The sequence below is a fragment of the Nonomuraea angiospora genome (assembly GCF_014873145.1).
Classification (GTDB): Bacteria; Actinomycetota; Actinomycetes; order Streptosporangiales; family Streptosporangiaceae; genus Nonomuraea; species Nonomuraea angiospora.
Map to the genome: position 1 here is coordinate 4618204 of NZ_JADBEK010000001.1, position 24272 is coordinate 4642475.

The following is a 24272-nucleotide window of genomic DNA, read 5'->3' on the forward strand; positions in this document are numbered from 1 at the left end:
CGGCCCCCCTCACGTGATCAGGGCCGCTCAGGAGTCGGTGCGTCTGAGGAGCTCCAAGGTGCGGCGCATGCCGGCCTCGTTGCCGAGGCTGCGGTAGATGTCCCTGGCCTGCTCCAGCGGCTCCACCGCGGCCCCGCGGCCGCCCGCGTCGAGGTGCGCCTCCCCCAGGTAGCGCAGGCTCCTGGCCATCCACCACCGGTCCTCGAGCTCCTCGAACCCCCGCACCGCCCGCCGCAGCTCCCGCTCCGACTCCTCGATCCGGCTCAGCCGCGCCAGGGCCCGGCCGGCCGACACGGCGGTCCTGGCCACTCCCCACGAGTCGCCCAGCGCGACCAGGATCTTCTCGGCCCGCCGGACGAAGTCCAGCTCGCGCAGCCCGTTGTCGGGGTCGCCGACCTCCCCCGCGGCCCGCAGGCAGCGGGCCTCCTCCCACAGCTCCCCGCGCTGCCGGAACATCTCGGAGGCCCGGTCGAGGCTGAATCCGGCCCGGGTGAACAGGTTGGCCGCCAGCCGGAGGTCGCCCGCGCGGTGCTCGACGCGCGCCTGCGCGGCCAGCACCTCGCCGTAGACGCGCAGGGTCTGGGCCTCGGAGTAGCGGTTGCCGTCCCGCTTGAAGATCTCCAGGGCGTCTTCCAGCAGCTCCCTGGCCTCGTCGGGACGGCGTTCCGACATGCGCATCTCGGCGAGGTTGCGCTGGGTGCGGGCCATCCACCACAGGTCGTCCTCGCCCTTGAACGCGGTGATGGCCCCGATGAGGTAGTCCTGCGCCCGGTCCAGGTGGCCGTCGCTGAACAGCGTCATGCCGATCGTGCGCATGGCCCTGGCGGCCCACCAGGTCTCCCCCAGCTCCTCGAACGTCGCCAGCGCCCGCCTGGCCTCCTCCAGCGCCCGCTCCCGCAGGCCCAGGCCGCCGTGCACGGAGGCGCTGTCGAGCAGCGCGATGGCCAGCGCGCGCCGGTCGCCGATCTGCGCGGCGGCCTCGCAGCCGAGCTCGGCGACGGCCACCCAGTCGGCCCAGTACGCGCGCAGCGAGTGGCACAGGGAGCAGAACGCCCTGGCCAGCCCCCAGGTCAGCTCCCACAGCCGGAGCTGGCGGGCCAGGTGGATCATGGAGAGCAGCGTCAGCCGCTCGGCGTTGAGCCAGTCGCCGGCCCGGACCTGGCCGTCGGCGTCGGAGCGGCGCCCGCCCTTGCTCCAGTCCTGCGGCCAGCGGTTCTGGGCGGCCTCCTCGGCGCGGCGGCGGTAGCCGTAGAGCACCCGCTCGATGGCGGCCCTGCGCCGCTCGGCCTCGTCCTGCTCGGCCAGCTCCGCGGCGAACACCCTGACCAGGTCGTGCAGCCGGTAACGCATCGTGCCGGTCTGGTCCGTGCCCGAGCATTCGGCGAGCTGGGCGTCGATGAGGGCTTCGAGCTGGTCGGCGCCGTCGAGCCCGGAGCTGTCGAGCAGCTCGCCGGCCACCCAGCCGGGCACGTCGGGCGCGGTGAGCGCGCTGAGCAGGCGCAGCAGGCGGCGCTGCATGCCCGTGCAGTCGTCGTAGCTGAGCTGCACGGAGGCGCGCACGCTCTTGTCCACCGTCGGGGCCACTTCGAGCTGGTCGAGGCGGCGGCGCGTGTCGGCCAGCCGGGCGGCCATCTCGCGCATGCTCCACTGCTCGCGGGTGGCCAGCCGGGCGCCGCAGATGTTGATCGCCAGCGGCAGGTAGTCGCACAGCCGCACGACCTCCCTGGCGGCCTCCAGGTCGTCGACGACCCGGTCGCCGCCGGCCAGCCTGGCCAGCAGCTCCACTCCGTGCGCCTCGCTGAACACGCTCAGCCGCGTGTCATGGGTGCCGTTCAGGAACAGCGGCGCGCGCGAGGTGACCAGCACCGCGCAGCCTGGCTCGGCCGGGATCAGCGCTTTGACCTGGGCGGCGTCGTGGGCGTTGTCGAGGCCGATGAGGATCCTGCGGCCCTTGGTCCAGGTCAGCCAGAGCTTGCGTAACTCGTCCAGGCCGCCGGGGTCGGTGGTCAGGCGCACGTCCAGCGCGCGCAGGAACCCGATCAGCACCTCGTCGGGGCGCACCGGGGCGTCCACGCCGCCGCGCAGGTCGGCGTAGAGCCTGGCGTCGGGGAACCAGCCGGCCAGCTCGTGCGCGAACCGGGTCATCAGCGCCGACTTGCCGACGCCGCCCCGGCCGTACAGGGAGACCACGAGGGGCGGTGAGAGGCCGGGGGCCTTCCTGCGCTCGGTGAAGACCTCGCGTAACTCGGCCAGCGCCTCGGCGCGGCCGGTGAAGTGCTCGGGGACCGGCGGCCACTGGTCGGGCGGGAGCGAGCCGGGCGCGGGGAGCGCCTGCTGCCGGGGCTCGCGCGTCTCGGTGGTGGCCCAGGTGGTCAGCCCGACGAGGACGGCCGCCGCTCCGGTCACGGCGATCTTGGCCAGCGGCGGGATCTCCCAGTCCACGGAGGCGGTCAGCACGCTGGCGGCGGCGGCCGCGAGGCCCGCGGAGACGGGCGCGGCCCATGGAACCTTTCTGCGTCTTTTACGCGGTTTGTCAGGTAGTTCCCCTGTCAACGAACACCCCCTATGGGGTGATTCAAACCGATGGGGTACGGCTTGCGCCAGCCGTACCCCATCGTTCATGTATTAGCCGATCACATGACAGGTGGCCGTCGCCGTCCTGCTCGGGTCGCTCTCCGAGGTGGCGGTGAGCTTGACCCTGGCCAGGCGGTCGCCGCCGGACCCGCGCACGGCGTTCACCGTGACGAGGTCCTGCTTGCCGAACGCGACGGAGGCCAGCGCGTTCGGGAGCTGGGCGGTCCAGCCCTTGCCCTGGACCTCGGCCTTGAGCCGGTAGACGTCGGAGTTCAGGTAGGCGCTGACGTCCTCCGGGTGCTGCCCCTGCGCCGGGGCGGTCTTGCCGGTGTTGAACAGCGGGAACTTGCAGGTGGAGACGTTCTTGCCGGTGGGCAGGCCGGCCGAGGGGAGCAGCCTGACGCCGCGCTTCTGCGGGCCCGCGCCGTCCAGCGAGCGGATGGCGACCGTGTACGACAGCGTGCCGGCGCGGTCGCGCTTGACGTCGGTGACGTAGAAGTGCAGGCGGTTGGCCTGGTCGACGTACTCGTACTCGCTGCCGGAGTCCGTGCCGGCGTGGAAGAGGGCGTCGGCGAGCTGGCGGTAGTCGCCGACCGTGATCGGCACCTTCGTCCCGTCGGGCAGCACGTAGTCGGTCATGCCGATGTCCTGCGGGTTCGCGTCGATCACCCACTCGAACGGGGACCGGTCCTGGTTCTTGGTCTTGGCCAGCAGGACGCCGGAGTCGGGCGTGAAGGAGTCGGTGCCCACGCGGTCCACGACCTCAACCGTGTAGTTCTCGTAGCCGCCGCCGTCACACAGCGGGTTCGTCGTGACGTCGCAGGCGGGGCTCTTGTCGCCGGTGTCGAAGGAGATGTTCACGCCGGACAGCTCGTTCTTGCCCGGCTGGATCGCGCGGGCCACGACCCTGGCGGTGACCAGGCCCGACTCGTCGAGCGCCTCCCGCGAGAGGCGCAGGACGTTCTGCTCGTCCACCATCTCCAGCTTGATTTTGTTGCGCAGCATGTGCTGGGCGCCCATGGACGCGCCGGCGGTCGGCGGGATCAGCCAGCGGGAGTGCGGGCCGCCGGGGCCGTTGAAGCTGCCCCGGCTGAGCATCTCCCAGACGCCCGTGTACGCCCTGCGCGCCGGCACCCCGTACGGGTTGTTGTAGTTGTCGGCGATGCCCATGATGTGGCTCAGCTCGTGGGCGTAGACGGCCATGCCCGAGCTCTCGGCCTGGACCGAGTCGACGCCGAAGCGGGCGTTCGGCCAGAAGGTGGAGCCGGCCTGCCACGAAGTCCAGTCGACGTAGCGGGTGTCCACCCAGTTGGGCAGCGCGGGGTCCGGCGGGCCCCACTCGTCCGGCACGTCCTCCTTGGTCGGGAACTTCATCATCCCGAACTCCTGCCAGGTCGACGACTCGTCCTGGCCGGCGCTCAGGTAGAAGACGAAGTCGAACTGCTTGGCCACCTCCTCGCCGACGGCGCCGACCCAGGCGGCGTTGCCCTCGGTGCGCAGGTTCTTGGTGCAGTTGTCGCCCGCCGGGCAGCCCGTGCCGCCCTGGAACTCCATCGCGTACTCGTGGTCCTTGCCCGACAGCGTGTAGGGCCCGAACCCGGTCAGCTCCACCCCGTACCGGCCGCCCGAGTCCTCCTCCAGTACTCGTGGATGGTGTGACCCTTGTTGAGGTCGTTCGGGGTGTTGAGGAAGTCCTGGTAGAACTTGGCCACCTGGTCACGCGGGACGTCGTGGGCCTCGGCGCTCGGGTTCGCGAAGATCGTCGAGCCCTTGGGCTGCGTCACCACGAACGGCTGGTTCGGGTAGTCGAGCAGCACGAGCGCGCCCTTGAACGTGCGCTTCGACCCCTTGACGGCGGGGTCGTTCCACTTGGTGCCGGGCGGCCGTTTGTAGTCCGCCCACGTCATGCTGTCGGGGTTCTCCCAGTTCTGCGGATCGATCGGCTTGATGCCGCCGGCTGGGTTGGAGCGCAGGGCCTGGGCGTCGGCGGGTTCGTCGCGCTGCCAGGGCTGCGTTTGCGGCCAGTGGTTCTGCCGCCACGGATACTCGGGGTCGGTGGGGGGTGCTGCGGAAGCAGGGGTCGCCATCAGGCTCACCGGGATCAGCACGATGGCCGCCAGCAAACCCTTCAGCAGCTTCTTCGGGGCAATCACGGATTGACGGTATAGACGATATTGACGGAGATCACCGATCAGTTGTAGGGAAGAACCGTGGTTGTCCTTCCGACAATTGTTGAAATATCCACGTAAAGGTGTTGTTGTGGCGGATCTCCAGCGGACCGTGGACGAGCTCGCCGCCCGTCTCGGCCGCCCCCTGCTGCTCGAGGACCGCGTGCAACGCGTCGTGGCCTACAGCGAGCAGAACGGCGCCATGGACGACATCCGCCGCGACTCGATCCTGCGCCGCAGCACCACGCCCGAGGTGCGGCAGTGGTTCCGGGCCGCCGGCGTGCACGAGGCGACCGGGCCCGTGCGCACCCCGGGCGCGCCGCACTTCGGCCTGCTGCCCCGGGTGTGCGTCCCGGTACGGCACGCGGACGCGCTGCTCGGCTTCCTGTGGTTCGTCGACGCGGAGCCGGCCATGTCCGACGCCGAGATCGCCGAGGCCCTGGCCGCCGCCCCGGCGCTGGCGCTGGCCCTGTTCCACGAGAGCCTGGCCAGCGGGCTGGCCTCCCACCGGGAGCTGGGGGCGGTCACCGGGCTGCTGGCGGGCGAGCGGGACGCGGCCAGGCAGCTCATCGAGGCGGGCGCGTTCCCGCAGGCGCAGCCGGTGACCGTGCTGGTGGCCAAGCCGCGCGGGGCCGAGCCGGACGAGGCGCTCAGGCTGGGGCTGGAACGGGGGCTGCTGGCGCTGCGGCGGCGGCTGAGCGGTCACCACCCGCTGCACCTGGTCCGCTACGACCACGCCGTGCTGCTGACCGCCGGACCGCCGGTCTCCCCCGACGAGCTGCACGCCGCCCTGCCGGTGCCGGTGGTCGTCGGGGTGGGGCGGACCAGGCCGGCGCTGGCGGCGGCGGCGGAGTCGTACCGGGAGGCCAGGCACGCGGCGGAGGTGACCTCGCGGGTGCCCGGGCTCGGGCGCACGGCCGAGTGGGCGCGGCTCGGCGTCTACCGGATGCTCACCCAGCTGCCCGACCAGGAGCTGCATCCCGGGCTCGAAGGACTGCTGGCCGACGCCCAGTACCTGCCGCTGCTGGAGACCCTGGAGACCTACCTGGACCTGGCCGGGAGCGCGGTCGCCACCTCGCGGGCGCTGCGGCTGCACCGGACGTCCCTGTACTACCGGCTGCAGCGGGTGGAGGAGCTGGCCCGTACCGACCTGAAGGACGGGGGCGAGCGGCTCGCGCTGCACCTGAGTCTGAAACTCGCCCGCCTCTCCGGCCGATACTTACCGAGAGAATCACATAATTTGTCCTAATCGAGAACCTGACGGGGCGCGCGTTCGATGCCCTGGAGGGATGATCCGACGGGAGTGCGGATGCCGTCTGCGAAGCGTGCCGGTCCGGTCCTGAACAGGCGCGCGCCCACGCCCGTCGTGGTCCATTCCGCCCCGATCGTCCTGCCCGTCTGCGCCGATCCCATCCGCGACGGGGCCGTGGCGACCAAGGGCGACCGGGTGGTCGAGGTGGGCACGCGGGCCTCGGTGACCACGTCCTTCCCCGCCGCCGAGGAGCTGCGGTGGACCGGCATGATCGTGGCCGGGCTGGTCGACGCCCGCTCCGCCGCGCCGGCTGCCGGACCTGGGGTGACGGCCCGGGCCGGCGTGGTCTCCGACCTGGCGGAGCTCGCCGGGGTGCCCGGGATCTCGTACGTCGAGGTGACGAGCGCGAGCGAGGAGGAGTGGGAGACCCGCGGGCGGGACGCGGTGATCACGACGATCCGCGAGGTCGACCGGCCCTGCGCGGTGGGGATCGCGGCGCACACGCCGGACCCACAGGTGCTGGAGGACGTGGCGGTGCTGGCCAGGACGTTCGGGCTGCGGCTGCTGGTCGATCTGGACCGGCACTCCCCCGCGGCGCTGGACGAGGCGGGGGTGCTCGGGCGGCTGTGTCACGTGGCGGTCTCCCGGCCCCTGGACCCCGGGGAGCGCAAGCTGCTGCGGCTGCGCAAGACCGTGGTGGCCGTCTGCGCGTCGCCCGCCCCCGACGTGCTGGCCCTGCTCGACGAGGGCAACCCCGTCGCCCTCGGAACCGGCGCCGGCGGCGGACCCGCCGGGGTGCTCGGAGTGGCGCGGGGCATCCGGCAGCACGCCCGCGAGCTCGGGCTGCGGACCCGGGGGCTGGACGGCAGGCTGGTGGTGGCCGCGACCATGGGCGGGGCCCGGGCGCTGGGGATGGACCGGGGCAAGGGGCGCATCGGATCGCTGGCCCCGGGGGCCCGCGCCGACTTCGCCGTCTTCGACGCCCGCGGACGCTACCCGTACGCCGCGCTCCTGGCCCAGCCGCCCTGCCTCGGCACCGTCATCGGCGGCACCGTGCTCCCCGCCGCCTGAACGACGGCGTCAGCCGAACTGGGACTCCACCAGGCCCAGCAGGTCACGGAGCTGGTCGCGCTGCTCCCCTTCCAGGACCGCGAACAACTCCTGGCCCGCCTCGCGCCGGGCCTCGCGGGCGCGTTCGGCCATCCGGCGTCCCTCGGGAGTGATCACCACCAACGTGGAGCGGCGGTTGGCCGGATCCACCTCGCGGCGCGCCAGCCCGGCCTCCTCCAGCGCGTCCACCACCGGCGTGAGCGAGCGCGGCACGATCCGCAGCTCGTCGGCCAGCCGCACCATCCGCAGCGGCTCCGGGGCCTCGGCCAGCGCTCGCAGCGCCCGCGCCTGCCCCGGGTTGAGCCCCAGCGGGACCAGCCGATCCACGTACCCGCGCCGCAACCGCCGGCTCACGAGGTGCAAGAGCTCGGCGAGCTCCTTTTCTCCCATGTCGATAAGTTTAGCGGAACAAATATGAGTTAACCTCTGTTTGAGTGGACATCTGAAAGGAGGCGCCACTTGGCGGAGGAACCACGCGCGCCCCTCGGGCGCATCATCAAGCTGTTCCGTCCCTACCGCGGCCGCCTGGCCCTGGTGGGCTCCCTCATCCTGCTGTCGTCACTGGTCTCGCTGGCCTCGCCCTTCCTGCTGCGGGAGGTGCTGGACGTGGCGATCCCGGCCAGGGACGCCGGCCTGCTCGCGCTGCTGGCCCTGGGCATGATCGCGGTGGCGGTCACCACCAGCGTGTTCGACGTGGTGCAGACGCTGATGTCCACCACCGTGGGCCAGCGGGTGATGCACGACCTGCGCATCGCCGTCTACGGCCACCTGCAGCGCATGTCGCTGGCGTTCTTCACCCGCACGAGGACCGGCGAGGTCCAGTCGCGCATCGCCAACGACATCGGGGGCATGCAGGCGGTCGTCACCTCGACCGCCTCCTCCCTCGTCTCCAACCTCACCACCGTGATCGCCACGATCGTCGCCATGGTCGCGCTCGACTGGCGGCTGACCGTCGTCTCGCTGCTGCTCATGCCGGTGTTCGTGTGGATCAGCCGCAAGGTCGGCACCGAGCGCAAGCGCATCACCAACGAGCGGCAGCGCAAGCTGGCGAGCATCGCCTCCATGGTCCAGGAGTCGCTGTCGATCAGCGGCATCCTGCTCGGCCGCACCATGGGCCGTTCCGACGGGCTGACCGAGCGCTTCGGCCGGGCCTCCGACGAGCTGGCCGACCTCGGCGTGCGCACCAGCATGGCGGGACGCTGGCGGCAGTCGTCCATCCAGATCGTCATGGCGGCCATGCCCGCGATCATCTACTGGGCCGTCGGCCACACGGGCGCGATCTCGGTCGGCACGCTGGTGGCCTTCACGACCCTGCAGACCAGCCTGTTCAGGCCGATGGTCTCGCTGCTGCGGCTGGGCGTCGAGGTGCAGACCTCGCTGGCGCTGTTCGGGCGGATCTTCGAGTATCTGGACCTGCCGGTGGACATCCGCCCCGGCACGCGGGAGCTGGAGGACGTGCGCGGCGAGGTCCGCTTCGAGGACGTCGACTTCTCGTACGGCGATACCCCCACCCTCACCGGCGTGGACCTCGAAGTCCCGGCGGGCACCAGCCTGGCCGTCGTGGGCGAGACCGGCTCGGGCAAGACCACGCTCAGCTACCTGCTGCCCAGGCTCTACGACGTCACCGGCGGGCGGGTCACGATCGACGGGGTGGACGTGCGGGAGCTGACGTTCGAGACGCTGAGCGAGGCGGTCGGCGTGGTGTCGCAGGAGACGTACCTCTTCCACGCCTCGATCGCCGACAACCTGCGCTTCGCCAGGCCGTCGGCCACCGACGAGGAGCTGGAGGAGGCCGCGCGGGCCGCGCGCATCCACGACCACATCGCCTCGCTGCCCGACGGCTACGACACGCTGGTGGGCGAGCGCGGCTACCGGTTCTCCGGCGGCGAGAAGCAGCGCCTGGCCATCGCGCGCACGCTGCTGCGCAACCCGCCGGTGCTGGTCCTCGACGAGGCCACCAGCGCCCTGGACACGCAGACCGAGCGGGCCGTGCAGGAGGCGCTCGACACGCTGGCGCGGGGCCGTACGACCATCACCATCGCGCACCGCCTGTCCACGGTCCGCGACGCGGACCAGATCGTCGTGCTGGACGGCGGGAAGATCGTCGAGCGCGGCACCCACGACGAGCTGATGGCCCGCGCCGGCCACTACGCGGCGCTGGTGAGCAGGGATCATCCGCTCGAGCTCGTTTAAACTTCAAACGGGCGTGTCCTGCCTCACACTTTGGTCAGACCGGAATCTCCTCCTGCGAGCGCCGCGTTTGACCCCCGGTGTATCTCGAAGGCTAGGACCCCCGTTTTGTCTCCCTCTTCCTCCACGTTCAGAGCGCTGCGGCACCACAACTACCGGCTCTGGGCAGGAGCGGACCTCATCTCCGTGACCGGCACCTGGATGCAGGTGCTGGGCGTCAACTGGCTCATCCTCACGCTGACCGGCTCGGCGACCAGCGTCGGGCTGAGCCTCGTCATGCAGGCGCTGCCCACGCTGCTGCTGGGCATGTGGGGCGGCGCGCTGGCCGACCGGCTGCCGAGCCGGCCGGTCGTGATCGCCGCGCAGCTCGCGCAGGCCGCGCTCGCGGCCGTGCTGGCGGTGATCGCGGCCACCGGGGCCCAGTCCGTCCTGCCGATCTACGCGGTGGCGCTGGCCGGCGGGGTGGTCAACGCGCTGGGCGGGCCCGCGCTCGGGCGGTTCGGCGCCGAGGTGGTGCCGCCCGCCGACCTGCCGAACGCGATGGCGCTCGGCTCGGTACTCAACTCCGCGGGCCGCATCCTGGGCATGAGCCTGGCGGGCGTGCTGCTGCCGCTCACGGGGAACGAGGGCCTGTTCCTGGTCAACGCCGCCAGCTTCTTCGTGGTGGTCGCGGCGGTGCTGGCCATGCGCCGCGAGGAGTTCCACGTGCTCGCGCCCTCCGAGCGGCGGGCAGGCTCGGTGCGCGAGGGCCTGGGGTACGTGCTGCGCACCCCCTGGCTGCTCGTCGTGCTGGCCCTGTGGCTCGTGGCGGGCAGCGTGGGGCGCAACTACCAGGTCACCATGGCCTCCATGAGCGCCGGCCCCCTGGACGCGGGCGCCCCCGGGTACGGCCTGCTGTCCACGGTCTTCGCCGTCGGCACCGTGCTCGGCGGCTTCCTGGCGGCCGCCAGGCCCCGGCTCACGCTCCGGCTGCTGCTGATCACGACGTTCGTGACCGGGGTGGCGCAGGCGCTGAGCGGGCTGATGCCGCAGCTGTGGACGTTCGCGGCCGTGCTGCTGCCGATCGCGGCCGGCGCGGTGCTGCTCGACACCACCGTCTCGGCCCGCGCGCAGCTCGACAGCGCCGAGCCGATGCGCGGCCGGGTCATCGCGGCGCTGTCCATCGTGAGCGCGGGGGCGGGCGCGCTGGGCGGGCCGCTGCTCGGCTGGCTCAGCGACACGCTCGGGCCGCGCGCCGCGCTGGAGATCGGCGGGGTGTCGTGCGTGGCGGCCGCGCTGCTCGCGGCCGCCGGGCTGGCCCGGCTGTCCGGCCGGACGCTCAGGCAGGCGGTACGGCTGCGCCCCCGCCTGGAGAACGCCTGAGACTGAACTCCGATCCCATGGGTAGCCATGGCCACCATGGCAACCGACGTCATCACTTTGATCACCAAAGACCACCGGACGGTGGAGTCCCTCTTCGAACGGCTCAAGGCGGGCCAGGGCGACCAGAAGACCCTCGTGACGGAGTTGCACGCCCTCCTGATCGCGCACGCCCGCGCCGAGGAGGACCGGGTCTACCCGGGCATCGACGCCCACCACGGCCTCGAGGAGCACAAGGAGACCGAGGTCCTGCTCGACGCCCTCGTACGGGCCGAGCCCGGCACCCCGGAGTTCCGCACGACGCTGGACAAGCTCGTCGAGTCCGTCAACCACCACGTCGAGGAAGAAGAGAGCAAAATCCTGCCCGCGCTGGCGAAGTCGGTCGGCGACAAGGGGCTGCAGGAGCTCGGCAAGGCGTTCCAGGAGCGCCGGGCGGAGGAGCTGAAGGCGCTCGGCGTCCCCAAGCAGGCCGCCCCGGCCGGCTCCGGGGAGGGCGCCAGCAAGTCCGAGCTGTACGAACAGGCCAAAAAGGCCGACATTCCCGGACGGTCCCAGATGGACAAGGAAGAGTTGGCCCAAGCTCTAAGCAAGGCCAAGTCATAGGATTTCGGGCCGCGTCCTGGGTAGGGGGCGCTTATGACCGAAAAACCTCCTGACCGGTTCGGCTTCAGTGACGAACAGGCGATCGAGTTCGAGGAGTGGACCGAGGATCTCGGTTTCTACCACGAGGTCAAGGAAGACGACCCCCAGCGTCGGGACACCCTCGACGAACGCCTTCGCCGCGAGGCCAGGGACCGGCTCCACGAGCCCCGCCCCAAGCACCGGCTGACCCAGCCGGACGAAGGGCTGGCGCCCGACACGGAAGGCGAGGAGATCGCCCTCGACTGGGGCGACGACGACGGGAACGATCTGTCGGCGGAAGAGCGGGCCATTCGCATCGACCCCGACGAGAACCTCACGTGATCCGTCCCCGCGCCGTCACGCACGCGCGGCGGCCCTGCGCCGTCGCGCACGCGCGGCAGCCCGGTATCGGGGCGCACGGGCGGCGGTCCGGCACCGTGGCGCACGCGTGGCGGTCCGGCCGTCGCGCGGCTGCGGCGTTCCGGCGCGGGCGTTCAGCCGAGGCGTGCCAGCACCGGCAGCAGGGCGTGCAGGTCGTCGACGATGGCGTCGGCGGCCGCCGCCTGCGGGCGCTCGGCGTGCAGGTACCCCCACGGGCCGCGGCGCAGCAGCGCGGTGCGCATGCCCGCCGCGGCGGCCGGGAGCACGTCGTTGTCGAGCCGGTCGCCGACGTAGAGGATCTCGCCGGGCTCCCGCCCCGCGACCGCCGCGACCTTGGCGAAGAACCCGGCCTCCGGCTTGGACACCCCCCATCCCTCGGAGGTGTGCACGGAGTCGGCGGGCAGGTCCATGGCGACCAGCGCCCCGTAGGCCCGCGCCGGCTGGTTGCCCGCGATGATCACCTGGTACCCGGCCGCCCTGATGGCGGCCAGGGCGTCGCGCACGTCGGGGTAGAGGTCGTCGGCGTCGAAGTGGTTGCGCAGCCCGTCGGGCTCGTCGCGCTCCCAGGCGGCCTCCTCCGCGCCCGCGTCGAAGCCGGGGCGGATGAGCTCGAAGGCGTCGAGGTGGGGGCGGTCCAGCGCGGCCATCCCGCCGAGCGCGCCCATCAGCACGAACTCGCTCACGCCGAGCCGTCCGGCCCAGCGCGTCCAGATGCGCGCCTCGCTGATCAGCGTCTCCCCCACGTCGAACACCACGGCTTTGATCATCAATCCCCCTGTTTCAACCCGCTGGCACGGGCACCTAGGTAAAACGCCCCGGCAAATCCTATAAGGGGGATTTCTTCATGCAGCCAGAGCGCGATGCGAAGGACCGCCGGCTCGACGCCGATCGCGTCCCACTCGACGACCTCACCATGACCACGGATCAGGGCGTCCCGGTCGATCACACGGACGACTCGCTGCGGGCGGGCACCCGCGGGCCGACGCTCATGGAGGACTTCCACTTCCGCGAGAAGCTCACCCGTTTCGACCACGAACGCATCCCCGAGCGCGTGGTCCACGCCAGGGGCGCGGGCGCGTACGGGGTCTTCCAGCTCTACGAGCCGCTCGGCGACCTGACCACGGCGGCCTTCCTGAACGACACCTCGACGCCGACGCCGACGTTCGTGCGTTTCTCGACCGTCGCGGGCTCACGCGGCTCGGCCGACACCGTGCGCGACGTCCGCGGGTTCGCCACGAAGTTCTACACCTCTCAAGGCAACTTCGACCTCGTGGGCAACAACTTCCCGGTCTTCTTCATCCAGGACGGCATCAAGTTCCCCGACTTCGTGCACGCGGTCAAGCCGGAGCCGCACAACGAGATCCCGCAGGCGCAGTCGGCGCACGACACGTTCTGGGACTTCATCCAGCTCCAGCCGGAGTCGCTGCACATGGTCATGTGGCTGATGTCCGACCGGGCGATCCCGCGCAGCTTCCGGATGATGCAGGGGTTCGGGGTGCACACGTTCCGGCTGGTGAACGCCTCCGGGCAGGGAACGTTCGTCAAGTGGCACTGGCGGCCGGTGCTGGGGACGTACTCGCTGGTGTGGGAGGAGGTGCTGCGCATCCAGGGCAACGACCCCGACTACAACCGCCGGGACCTGTGGGAGGCCATCGAGCGCGGCGTCTACCCCGAGTACGAGCTGTGCGTGCAACTCGTGCCCGAGTCGCGGGAGCACGACTTCGACTTCGACCTGCTCGACCCCACGAAGATCATCCCCGAGGAGCAGGTGCCGCTGCGGCCCATCGGGAAGATGACGCTCAACCGCAACCCGCACAACTTCTTCGCCGAGACCGAGCAGGTCGCCTTCCACACCGCCAACGTCGTGCCCGGCATCGACTTCTCCAACGACCCGCTGCTGCAGGCCCGCAACTTCTCCTACCTCGACACCCAGCTCCTGCGCCTGGGCGGGCCCAACTTCCCGCAGATCCCGGTCAACCGGCCGGTGAACGAGGTGCGCAACGACCAGCGCGACGGCTTCCACCAGCACCTGATCCACGAGTCGCGCACCAGCTACGCGCCCAACTCCATCAGCGGCAACCGCCCTGAGGCCACCGACGGCTACCGGCACTACCAGGAGCGGGTGGACGGTGTGAAGATCCGCCAGCGCAGCCCCAGCTTCGAGGACCACTACAGCCAGGCCACCCTGTTCTGGAACAGCATGGCGGACTGGGAGAAGCGGCACATCGTGGCCGCCTTCCTGTTCGAACTCGGGCACGTGGAGCGGCCCCACATCAAGGAGGGCATGGTCCGGCACCTGGGCCAGATCCACCCCGACCTGGCCGCCCAGGTGGCCCAGGGGCTCGGCCTGCCCGAGCCGCCCAGGACCGAGGTCCACTCCAACGTCTCCCCCGCCCTCAGCATGACCGGCCAGCCGCAGAGCGTCGCCACCCGCAAGATCGCCATCCTCATGGCGGACGGGACGGACGCCGCCGAGGTGACCGCCCTGCGCGAGTCCCTGGAGGGCAAGGGCGCCATCTGCGAGGTCCTGGCCCCGGCGGAGGGCGCCGTGGCCGGGATCCCGGTGGACCGGCAGCTCGGCGCGGCGAGCTCGGTCCTCTACGACGCGGTGGTGGCCGCCGACGGCGCGGCCCTGGCCTCGCTGGGGCGGGCCCGGTTCTTCGTCATGGAGGCGTTCAAGCACGGCAAGGCCATCGGGGCCGTGGGATCGGGGCGGGAGCTCCTGGAGGCCGCTCGGCTGCCCAATGACGTGGGGGTGGTGATGGGGGACGGGATCGCGGAGAAGTTCGCGACTGCGGTGGCCGGCCACCGCTTCTACGAACGGGACGTGAGCGCCGTCCCGGCGTGACCGGTACGCGAATCGGCCGTCCTTCGGGGCGGCCGATTTTCGTGGCATCGACACGCCAGAAGTGGAATACTTAGCGTGCCCGTTCGAATACGAAGGGAGAGAATCCATGGTCGCCATGGTGGAAGAAGAGCTCCACACGGACGCAGTGGAAGTGGAGGAGGACCACACCGACGCGGCGGAGGAGCGGCACTCCACCGAAGAGGAACGTCACACGGACGAGGCAGAGCAAGAAGACAACCCGAAGGCGACTGCGGTGCGACGTCGCCGAACGCCACGCACCGCTCGGGAGTTGTTCGATGTCCTACCCCCCCTCCCCGGCTTCCGGGTTGAGGTCATCGAAGGGAAGCTGATCGTGAGCCCATCAGGCACCCCTGAGCATTTCTTGGCCAGCGACGAGCTGGCCTACGCTCTGCGTCCGTTGCGCAAGGAACGCGGCTGGCACGGAGCACATGGGCCGCAGATCTGTATCGATGGGCCCAGATACTCACTCCAGCCCGACTACGTGCTGTGGCCCCGCGACTGCAAACGATGGGGTAATGACCTGCTGTCGACTGGAGTGATCATGGTCACCGAGGTCGTCTCGCCCAGCAGCGTTCGCGACGACCGCGAGGAAAAGGTGCGTCTTTACGCGCTGGGCGAGGTGCCGGTCTACCTGCTGATCGACCAGGTCGCGAAGTCCCCGAGCGTAACTGTGTTCAGCGACATCGAGGACGGCGTATATCGCACGATCGACTCGGAGCCCATGGGAAAGCTGCTCTACCTGCCCGACCCCGTCAACTTCGAGCTCGACACCTCGATCTTCATGCAGTGAGCTTCTCCATCGCCTTGGTGATGCGCTTCTCCGAGACCGGCGTGGGCGTGCCCAAGGTCTGAGCGAAGAAGCTCACCCGCAGTTCCTCGATCATCCACCGGATCTCCACCGCGTCCGGATCCCCCCTCCGCGCCGGAGGAAGCTTCTGGAGCACGTCGTGGTAGTCGTCCTCGACCTTGTGCACCTTGTCCATCCACTCCTGGTCCCGCCAGGGCTCTTCCGGGAGCTTGGTGAGGCGGCGGTCGATCGCCCGGATATAGCGCAGGATGTCGGACAAGCGCCGGTAACCGGTGGCCGTGACGAACCCCCGATAGACCAGTCTGCCGAGCTGCTCGCGGATGTCGTCCGTCGACGCGCTCTCCCGCAGGGCGTCCAGCCGGCCGCCCGCCGCGTGCCAGACACTCAGGATCTGCTCCACCTTCGACAGCACGTCGGCCGCCGTGTCGTAGAGGTGAGCCCGTACGTGCTGGTAGAGGCGGTCGAAGCCCACGGGGTCCCACGCCGCGCCCCCGGCGTCGAGCATCAGCTTGTCGACGGCCGCGTTGACCACGTCCTCGAACAGCGCCACCGCCCCGCCGTGCGGGCTGCGTGACAGTGCCAGCTTGGCCTGGTTGGACAGGCCGCCCAGCAGGGATTTGGCCGGGTTGGTGACGTTGAGCAGGAGCAGGCGGCGCACGCCGGGCCAGTGGGAGCGGCGCTGCTCGGCCGCCGTGTCGAAGATCTTGATGGAGACGGAGTCGCCCGCGTCCACCAGCGCCGGATAGCCCTTCATCCGGCCCTGCTCGAACACCTTGGGCAGCGTCCCGAAGCTCCACGTGTGCAGGCCGGTCTGCTCCAGGTCGTCGCCGGCCTGCGAGAGCGTCTCCCGCAGGCGCGGGGCCAGGCGGCGCTTCAGCGCGTCGAGGTCCTTGTCCTCGGCCACCGTGCGCCTGCGCTCGTCGATCACCCGGTAGGTGATGCGCAGGTGGTCGGGCACCTGGTCGAGCTGCCAGGCCTCGCGCGGCACGCGTACGCCGGTGAGGCGCAGCAGCTCGCGCTCCACGGCCGCCAGCAGCGGCTCGCCGCCCTGCTTGACCCCCTCCAGCACCTGCTTGGCGTAGTTGGGGGCGGGCACGAAGTTGCGGCGCAGGGCCTTGGGCAGGGAGCGGATCAGCGCCGTGATCAGCTCCTCGCGCAGGCCGGGGATCTGCCAGTCGAAGCCGTCGGAGCTGACCTGGTTGAGCACCTGGAGCGGCACGTGGACGGTCACGCCGTCGGCGTCCGCGCCCGGCTCGAACTGGTAGGTCAGCTTCATCCGCTGGCCGAGCTGTTTCCAGGTGTCGGGGTAGTCGCGGGCGCTGACGTCGGCGCCCTCGTTGACCAGCATGTCGGGCGAGAACGTGAGCAGGTCGGGCGTCTGCTGCCTGGCCTGCTTCCACCAGGAGTCGAAGTGGCGGGCCGAGACCACGTCGGCCGGCACCCGCTGGTCGTAGAAGTCGAACAGCGCCTCGTCGTCCACCATGATGTCGCGGCGGCGGGCCCGGTTCTCCAGCTCCTCGACCTCGCCGAGCAGCCTGCGGTTGTCCTTGAGGAAGCGGTGGTGGGTGTCCCAGTCGCCCTCGACCAGGGCGTGCCTGATGAACAGCTCACGCGACAGGTCGGGGTCGATGCGGCCGTAGTTGACCTTGCGGCCCACCACGAGCGGCACCCCGTACAGGGTGACCTTCTCCAGGGCGATCACCGCGCCCTGGTTCTTCTCCCAGTGCGGCTCGGAGTAGGTGCGTTTGACCAGGTGCTGGGCGAGCGGCTCGACCCAGTCGGGCTCGATCTTGGCGTTGACGCGCGCCCAGAGCCGGGAGGTCTCGACCAGCTCGGCCGACATGACCCACTGCGGCTGCTTCTTGGCCAGCGCCGAGCCGGGGAAGATGGCGAAGCGGGCGTTGCGGGCGCCGAGGTATTCCTGGATCGGCCGGCGGCCGTCCTGGCCCCGCTGCTTGTCCATGACGTCCTTGACGCCGATGTGCGACAGCAGCCCGACCAGCAGCGACGCGTGCACGTGGTACGGCTGCGCGGGCTGGCTGTTGGGCTGGGCGCCCAGCGACTGGCGCAGCTGGCTGTAGATGTCCTGCCACTCGCGTACGCGCAGGTAGTTGAGGAACTCGGCCTTGCACAGCCGCCGGAAGGCGCTGGAGGACAGCTCCTTCTGCTTGTCGCGCAGGTAGTTCCACAGGTTGAGGTAGGCCAGGAAGTCGGACTCGGGGTCGGCGAAGCGCCGGTGTTTCTCGTCGGCCTGCTGCTGCTTGTCGGACGGGCGCTCGCGCGGGTCCTGGATGGACAGCGCCGCGGCGATCACCATGACCTCGCGCAGGCAGCCGTTCTTCTCGGCCTCCAGCACCATGCGGCCCAGGCGCGGGTCGACGGGCAGGCCGGCCAGCTTGCGGCCGACGCCGGTGAGCTTGCCGTGGACGTCGAACGCGCCCAGCTCGTGCAGCAGGTTGACGCCGTCCTTGACCTGGCGGCGGTCCGGCGGCTCCACGAACGGGAACGCCTCGATGTCGCCCAGCCCGATCGAGGTCATCTGGAGGATGACGGAGGCCAGGTTGGTACGCAGGATCTCGGGATCGGTGAACTCGGGCCGGCTGAGGAAGTCCTCCTCCTCGTAGAGCCGGATGCAGATGCCGTCGGAGGTGCGGCCCGAGCGGCCCTTGCGCTGGTTGGCGCTGGCCTGCGAGACGGCCTCGATCGGCAGCCGCTGCACCTTGGTGCGGTGGCTGTAGCGGGAGATGCGGGCGAACCCCGGGTCGACGACGTATTTGATGCCGGGGACCGTGAGCGAGGTCTCCGCGACGTTGGTGGCCAGCACGACGCGGCGGCCGGTGTGGCGCTGGAAGACGCGGTGCTGCTCGGCGGCGCTCAGGCGGGCGTAGAGCGGGAGGATCTCGGTGTTGCGGAACTCGGCCTTGCCCAGGGCGTCGGCGGCGTCGCGGATCTCCCGCTCGCCCGACAGGAACACCAGGATGTCGCCGGGCCCCTCCGAGATCAGCTCCCGGCAGGCCTCCACGATGCCCTGGGTCTGGTCGTCGTCCTCGCCGAGCGGCCGGTAACGCACCTCCACCGGGTAGGTGCGGCCGGAGACCTCGATGATCGGCGCGTCGTCGAAGTGGCGGGAGAACCGCTCGGGGTCGATCGTCGCGCTGGTGATGATGACCTTGAGGTCGGGGCGCTGGGGCAGGAGCTGCTTGACGTAGCCGAGGATGAAGTCGATGTTGAGGCTGCGTTCGTGGGCCTCGTCGATGATCAGCGTGTCGTACTGGTCGAGCATGCGGTCGTTCTGCAGCTCGGCCAGCAGGATGCCGTCGGTCATCAGCTTGACGAGCGTGCGGTCGCTCGCCTGGTCGGTGAAGCGGACCTTGTAGCCGACGACCTCGCCCAGGTCGGTGTCGAGCTCCTCGGCGATGCGCTCGGCGACCGTGCGGGCGGCGATGCGGCGGGGCTGGGTGTGGCCGATCAGCCCGCGTACGCCGCGGCCCAGCTCCAGGCAGATCTTGGGGATCTGGGTCGTCTTGCCGGAGCCCGTCTCGCCCGCGATGATCACCACCTGGTGGTCGCGGATGGCCGCCAGGATGTCGTCTTTCCGCTGGGAGACCGGCAGGTTTTCCGGATATTTCACCACCGGTACGGCTTCGCGACGCCGGGCCAGCCGCTGCTCGGCGCGCTCGACGTCGGCGAGGATCTCCGCGGCGATCTTGTCCCGGGCGTCACGCGACCGGACCCGGCGCATGCCGTCGAGCCTGCGCCGCAGTCGCCGCTGGTCGCGCGGCATGAGCTCGGGCAGGCGGGAGTGGAGCTCGGCGAGTGGAGAGGACAAGGAAGGCGTTCCCATACTGCTTTCAGGATATTTGAGCCCCGCGTCCCCGGAGCCAACCGACCATGCTGCCCGACACCGCCGGGCCGCGCATCCCAATATCTCGCAGGCCCGGCGGGCGCGAGCACGGCGCGCCCGCGCCGGAGGCGGGGCGCCCGCCGGTCAGGCCAGCTCGGCGGCGTGGCATTCGATCGGGTCAGGCCAGCTCGGCGGCGCGGCGTTCGATCGGGTCAGGCCAGTTCCGCGGCGAGGCGTTCGATCGTGTCGCGGCCCTCCAGGGGGCGCAGCCAGGCGGCGGGCAGGACGCCGGCGCCGTGGAGGGCGCCGAGCAGGTTGCCGCACACCGAGCCGGTGGAGTCGCTGTCGCCCGAGTGGTTGACCGACAGCAGCAGGGCCCGTTCCACGGAGGGCTCGGCCAGGGCGCAGTACACGCCGATGGCCAGCGCCTCCTCGGCCACCCACGCGCCGCCCAGCGACTCGACCCGCTCCGGCGAGTGCCCGCCGCCGTCGGTCGCGAGCGCCACGGCGGCGCGCAGGGCCGCGCTGGTCTCGTCGTGCGCCGGGTAGCCCGCCAGCAGGTCCAGGGCCCGATGGACGGCGGGCTCCAGGTCCTCCCCCGCCACCAGGTACGCCGTGATCGCGGCGAACGCCCCCGCGGCCAGGTAGCCGGTCGGGTGCCCGTGGGTGATCTGCGCGCACGCCGCCGCCACCTCGAACGCCTCCCGCGGATCGGGCCTGGCCCCGTCGGCGGCGCCGGAGAGCGGGACCAGGCCGAAGGGGGCCGAGCGCATCACGGTGCCGCAGCCCTTGGAGTCCGGGTTCACCGGGCCCGGCTGACCCAGCGGGGACGGCCCGGGGAACTGCCGGCGCAGCCCCGACAGGCAGGCGTTGCCGGGGGCCCTGCGCGAGTACAGCCAGGTCTCCTCGCGCAGCCGCCCCGTGCGGTGCGGCTGGTCCGCGGGCGGCGGGGCCTGGTGGTTCTGGGTGTCGAACCAGCGCAGGTACGCCTGCCGCACCGGCTCCACCACCCCGGGGTACGGGTACGCCGCGCCGAGGCTCCCCGGAGTCGGTGGCCCGCCGGCGCGGGCCCGGAGCAGCCCTTCCACGGTGAAGAGCGTCATCTGGGTGTCGTCGGTGATGAGGCCGGATTTTCCACGCCACGTCGTGACATATCCGGTGATGCCCTCTGCCCCGTGCTCCCTGCGGATCTCCCGCAACGACTGGAACTCGATCGGCGACCCGAGCGCGTCACCGATCGCGCCGCCGAGGAGGCAGCCTCGTACTCGATCCCGTACGTCCATGGGGAAATCTTGTCAGGCTCCCGGGCGGTCTGAGAGATTGCGGGTTATTCGGCCCACGTCCCGGAGGTCACGCGTGCCACAATTACGCCCCGCCCTCTTCGCCGTCACCCTCACCCTCGCGATCGCGACACCCGCCCAGGCCGCGGCAGCACCCGCCATCACCGTCCAGAACGGCCGCACCCAGCCGGTCTTCTCCTACGCGGACGCGGTCCGTGAGCACGTGTACGTCGAGTCGACCGTCGACAGCGACCTCGACGGCAAACTCGACAAGGTACGCGTGGACATCATCAGGCCCAAGGAGTCCGGCCCGGGGCTCAAGGTGCCGGTGATCATCGATGAGAGCCCGTACTACGACAACTCGGGCCGCGGAAACGAGTCAGAGCGCAAAATTTACGACGCCGCCGGAAATGTCACCAAATTTCCGCTCTTCTACGACAACTACTTCGTCCCCCGCGGCTACGCCGTCCTCAACGTCGACATGCTCGGCACCACCCGATCGGACGGCTGCCCGGACATCGGCGGCAAGGCGGACGTCCTGGGCGGCAAGGCCGTCATCGACTGGCTGAACGGCCGCGCCAAGGCGTTCCGGGCGGACGGCACCCCGGCCGTGGCCGACTGGACGACGGGCAAGGCCGCCATGATCGGCAAGTCGTACGACGGCACGCTGGCCAACGCCGTCGCCGCCACCGGCGTCGAGGGCCTGAAGACCATCGTGCCCATCTCGGCCATCAGCTCCTGGTACAAGTACCAGCGCTCCAACGGCGTCATCTACAACCACGACTACGCCTCCTGGCTGGCCAACTACGTCGACACCGACCCCGAGGCCAAGTGCCAGGCCGTGCGCGACAAGATGGACGCCGAGGACGGCGACGACACGGGCGACTTCAACCCGTTCTGGGCCGAGCGCGACTACATCAAGGGCCTGCTCGGTGACGCCTCCAGGGTCAAGGCGAGCGTGTTCGTCGTCCACACGGTCAACGACCTCAACGTCAAGCCCGACAACTTCTCGGCCTGGTGGAAGGCCCTGGCCGACCGCAACGTGCCGCGCAAGATCTGGGTCGGCCAGACCCAGCACGTGGACCCGTTCGACTTCGAGGGCCGCCGCGCGCTCTGGGTGGACACCCTGCACCGGTGGTTCGACCACTGGCTGCACGGCGTACGCAACGGGATCATGAACGAGCCCCGCGCCGACGTCGAGACCGGCCCGGCCCGCTGGATCACCCAGCGCGACTGGCCGGCGCCGTTCGCGCTCAAGGCGTCCCTGCGCCCCGCCCCCGACGGCTCGCTCGGCCTCAAGCCCGCCGCCAGGAACAGCACCGCCTCCTTCACCGACGTCGCCATGACCGAGAGCGACATGGTGGCCGACATCGGGACGGCGAACCCGGGACGGGTCGCGTTCACCACGGGCGCGCTCCCGCTCGACCTGCGCCTGTCCGGCACGCCCACCGCCGACCTGCGGGTCAAGCTGGACAAGCCCACCTCCAACCTGACCGCCCTGCTCGTCGACTTCGGCGAGGAGGCCCGCGTCGACTGGCGCCGCGGCCAGGGCATCACCACGCTGGCCGAGGAGGACTGCTACGGCGAGAGCACCGCGGCCGACGACGCCTGCTACAGGAAGGTCGTCACGAACGTGGCCACCCGCCCGCTCGAGGTCGTCGCCCGAGGCTGGATCGACGTCCAGAACCGCGACTCGCTCAGCCAGGCCGCGCCGTTGCCGCCCGGCACGTACGGGACGGTCAAGTGGCTGACGCTGCCGCAGGACTACACCTTCAGGAAGGGCCACCGGCTCGGCCTCGTGGTGGCCGGCACCGACTCGACCTACAGCGACGAGACCGGCACCGGCGCGACCGTGACCCTCGACCTGGCCAGGTCGAGCGTCGTCGTCCCGTTCGTCCTGGGCACGCCGCTGGCGGACGTGCCGAGGGACGCGACCACGTTCCGCGGTCCTGACCGGGTCGAGCTGCCCGAGCCCGAGCCAGGGTTCTCGTTCTTCTAAGGGGGTTTCCGAGAGGGTGAGGGGCCCCGCAGGCCCCTCACCCGCAGGACGGGACGCCGCGCCGGTAGTCGAGCGTCCGTTTGCCCGTGTGCCGGACCGTCCAGGCGACGCTCATGGTCAGGGCGCCGCGCCCGGCGGTGGTGCCGCCGGTGGTCTTGCCGTCACCGGTCGCCCTGCCCGCCCACTGGACGGTGATCTTCCCCCGCTCCACGCTCGGCCGCCCGGAGCAGTCGGACCGCGAGAGCGGCGCGCTCACCTTGAAGGTGTTCCCGGACACGGTGATGCCGTCGGTGCCCTTGGCGGAGACGATCTCGCAGCGCCCGTCGCACGACAGCGCGAACGTTCCGGCGCGACCCGAGCCCAGCCACGCCGTCGCCGGCGACAGCCTGGCCACGGGCGGCGCGGGCCTGGGCAGCTCGGCCTTCCTGGCCATGCTCGTCAGGCCGGCTCCGGCGGCCATCGGGCCCACCCCGGCCACCCAGCCGGACGACTTGCCCAGCAGGCCGCCCGTCTGCGCCGAGGTCTTGGTGAGCGTCGGAGGGTGCTGGCGGGCGTTCACGACGGCCCAGACCAGCCCCGCCACCAGCAGGCCCACGCCCACCATCAGGCCGAGCCTGGCCACGGCCCTGATCGGCGGCCCCGCCTCCGGGTCGTCGTCGTCCAGCCGGTCCCGCCAGAACTCCTGGACCTGCCCGTCCCGCAGCTCGGCCAGGTCACCGCCCAGGGAGATCCCGCCGTACCGGATGATGGCGCCCTCGCTGTGGTGGCCGTTGCCCGAGCCCTTGACGGCGGCGCTGAAGACGAGCTTGTCGCCGTACGCGCCGCCGCGGAAGGCCCGCGTACGGCTCGGCGGCGTGAACGGGTGCCGCCCGCGCACGGCGGGCGCCACCGGGGGCGCCACCGGGGGCTCCTGGTCGGCGGCGGCCGCGCCCGCCGCCGACCAGGGCTTTCCCGAGGTCGCCGTCGTGGGGTCGGCGACCGGGATCTGCGGCGTGGCGTCGGCGACCGGAGGAGCCGGGGAAGGACCGGTCTCCACCAGTGTGCGTGCCTGCACGGGAAAGCCGTCTGCCCGCCAGAGTGGCCCCTCGCCGGGCAGCGGCTGCGCCAACGCCAGCCGGTTGGGAAGTGTGCCGGGCAGTGTGGTGATCGGCAGGCGGCGCAGCAGCGCCGCCGCCGACATGGTCCTGGGCGCGGCCCGGCAGGTCGCGCAGGACTGGATGTGACGGCCGATCCTGGCCCTGGCCCGCCGGCCGGGCGCCGCGACCCACGCCGACACGCGTGCCGTCAGGTCGGGGCATCCGTCGCGCCCCCGCGCGGCGATGATCGCGGCGAACCACTCCTCCAGGGACTCGGCCGCCCGGGTGACGATGGTCCGCACCTCGTCCTGGCGCAGCTCGAAGATCACGGCGATCTCCGGGTCGGCCAGGCCGTGGCGCATGGACAGGTCGAGCAGCTCCCGCTCCGGGCGCTCCAGGGAGAGCAGCGCCTCGGGCAGCAGCTCCGACATCCGGCCGGGCCGCGACCACGAGCCGATGCTCGCGGGCTTGGCGACGAACGCCCGGTGCGCGCGGGCCACCGCGTACAACCAGGGCCGTCGCAGGGCCGGATCGACCACGCGATCCGCGTACAGGTGCGCCGTCAGCGCCGCGCCGGCCACCGCCTGCTCGGCGTCGCCCGCGGCGAGCTCCGTGCGGCAGTAGTCGTAGAGGCGGGCTCCGTGCTTGTCGCACAGGTCGCGAATGGCCTGGCGAGCGTCGTCAGACAGGGTTCGCCACATCCGGCGTCACACCTCCTCCAGTCAGTACGCGGAACGGGGG

General features: G+C 71.2%; 17 protein-coding genes. 9 read left to right on the plus strand and 8 right to left on the minus strand.

What is annotated here, in order from left to right; translation table 11 throughout:
* Nucleotides 1-27: 27 nt before the first annotated feature.
* The 3 genes from H4W80_RS20855 to H4W80_RS60900 form a co-directional block, all read right to left on the minus strand.
* Complete coding sequence (locus H4W80_RS20855; protein ID WP_225963570.1) at nt 28-2553, minus strand: ATP-binding protein; 2526 nt, start codon at nt 2551-2553, stop codon at nt 28-30.
* A gap of 72 nt (nt 2554-2625) precedes the next feature.
* On the minus strand, nt 2626-4185 hold the full coding sequence (locus H4W80_RS20860; RefSeq protein WP_225963571.1) for a metallopeptidase domain-containing protein: 1560 nt from the start codon (nt 4183-4185) through the stop codon (nt 2626-2628).
* A complete protein-coding gene (locus H4W80_RS60900) occupies nt 4176-4727 on the minus strand; it encodes a hypothetical protein (protein WP_225963572.1) in 552 nt (183 codons plus the stop codon). The genes H4W80_RS20860 and H4W80_RS60900 overlap by 10 nt, the downstream gene beginning before the upstream one ends.
* A gap of 106 nt (nt 4728-4833) precedes the next feature.
* On the opposite strand from H4W80_RS60900, the gene H4W80_RS20865 reads away from it, so the two are divergent.
* A complete protein-coding gene (locus H4W80_RS20865; protein ID WP_192786624.1) occupies nt 4834-5991 on the plus strand; it encodes a PucR family transcriptional regulator in 1158 nt (385 codons plus the stop codon).
* 60 nt (nt 5992-6051) lie between these two features.
* Nucleotides 6052-7065, plus strand: coding sequence for an amidohydrolase family protein (locus H4W80_RS20870; RefSeq protein WP_192786625.1), 1014 nt, complete (start codon nt 6052-6054; stop codon nt 7063-7065).
* 9 nt (nt 7066-7074) lie between these two features.
* Here the strand turns inward: H4W80_RS20870 and H4W80_RS20875 are convergent, their stop codons facing one another.
* Nucleotides 7075-7494, minus strand: a complete 420-nt coding sequence (locus H4W80_RS20875) for a MarR family winged helix-turn-helix transcriptional regulator (protein WP_192786626.1) — start codon at nt 7492-7494, stop codon at nt 7075-7077.
* A 69-nt stretch (nt 7495-7563) separates the two neighbouring features.
* On the opposite strand from H4W80_RS20875, the gene H4W80_RS20880 reads away from it, so the two are divergent.
* The 4 genes from H4W80_RS20880 (at nt 7564) to H4W80_RS20895 (ending at nt 11616) form a co-directional block, all read left to right on the plus strand.
* Entirely contained in the window at nt 7564-9297 is a 1734-nt protein-coding gene (locus tag H4W80_RS20880) for an ABC transporter ATP-binding protein (protein WP_225963573.1), read from the plus strand.
* A gap of 105 nt (nt 9298-9402) precedes the next feature.
* Nucleotides 9403-10656 (plus strand): MFS transporter, encoded by a 1254-nt coding sequence (locus H4W80_RS20885; RefSeq protein ID WP_192786627.1) that lies wholly within the window; start codon nt 9403-9405, stop codon nt 10654-10656.
* Between the two features lie 27 nt (nt 10657-10683).
* Entirely contained in the window at nt 10684-11256 is a 573-nt protein-coding gene (locus H4W80_RS20890) for a hemerythrin domain-containing protein (protein WP_225963574.1), read from the plus strand.
* A 33-nt stretch (nt 11257-11289) separates the two neighbouring features.
* A complete protein-coding gene (locus H4W80_RS20895; RefSeq protein WP_192786628.1) occupies nt 11290-11616 on the plus strand; it encodes a DUF5709 domain-containing protein in 327 nt (108 codons plus the stop codon).
* Nucleotides 11617-11768: 152 nt separating this feature from the next.
* Here the strand turns inward: H4W80_RS20895 and H4W80_RS20900 are convergent, their stop codons facing one another.
* Complete coding sequence (locus H4W80_RS20900) at nt 11769-12422, minus strand: HAD family hydrolase (protein WP_192786629.1); 654 nt, start codon at nt 12420-12422, stop codon at nt 11769-11771.
* Between the two features lie 77 nt (nt 12423-12499).
* Here H4W80_RS20900 and H4W80_RS20905 point away from each other — a divergent pair, with 77 nt between their 5' ends.
* On the plus strand, nt 12500-14503 hold the full coding sequence (locus H4W80_RS20905; protein ID WP_192786630.1) for a catalase: 2004 nt from the start codon (nt 12500-12502) through the stop codon (nt 14501-14503).
* Nucleotides 14504-14609: 106 nt separating this feature from the next.
* On the plus strand, nt 14610-15314 hold the full coding sequence (locus tag H4W80_RS20910) for a Uma2 family endonuclease (protein WP_192786631.1): 705 nt from the start codon (nt 14610-14612) through the stop codon (nt 15312-15314).
* Here the strand turns inward: H4W80_RS20910 and hrpA are convergent.
* Together hrpA and H4W80_RS20920 are read right to left on the minus strand one after the other, a co-directional pair.
* Complete coding sequence (gene hrpA / locus H4W80_RS20915) at nt 15304-19176, minus strand: ATP-dependent RNA helicase HrpA (RefSeq protein ID WP_192786632.1); 3873 nt, start codon at nt 19174-19176, stop codon at nt 15304-15306. The genes H4W80_RS20910 and hrpA overlap by 11 nt on opposite strands.
* 212 nt (nt 19177-19388) lie before the next feature.
* Nucleotides 19389-20459, minus strand: coding sequence for an ADP-ribosylglycohydrolase family protein (locus tag H4W80_RS20920; protein WP_192786633.1), 1071 nt, complete (start codon nt 20457-20459; stop codon nt 19389-19391).
* Between the two features lie 73 nt (nt 20460-20532).
* On the opposite strand from H4W80_RS20920, the gene H4W80_RS20925 reads away from it, so the two are divergent.
* Nucleotides 20533-22455 carry a Xaa-Pro dipeptidyl-peptidase gene (locus H4W80_RS20925; protein ID WP_318786973.1) on the plus strand — a complete coding sequence of 641 codons (1923 nt, stop codon included), beginning with the start codon at nt 20533-20535 and terminating at the stop codon, nt 22453-22455.
* Nucleotides 22456-22492: 37 nt separating this feature from the next.
* Here the strand turns inward: H4W80_RS20925 and H4W80_RS20930 are convergent, their stop codons facing one another.
* Nucleotides 22493-24232 (minus strand): RNA polymerase sigma factor, encoded by a 1740-nt coding sequence (locus H4W80_RS20930; RefSeq protein ID WP_192786635.1) that lies wholly within the window; start codon nt 24230-24232, stop codon nt 22493-22495.
* Between the last annotated feature and the right edge of the window lie 40 nt (nt 24233-24272).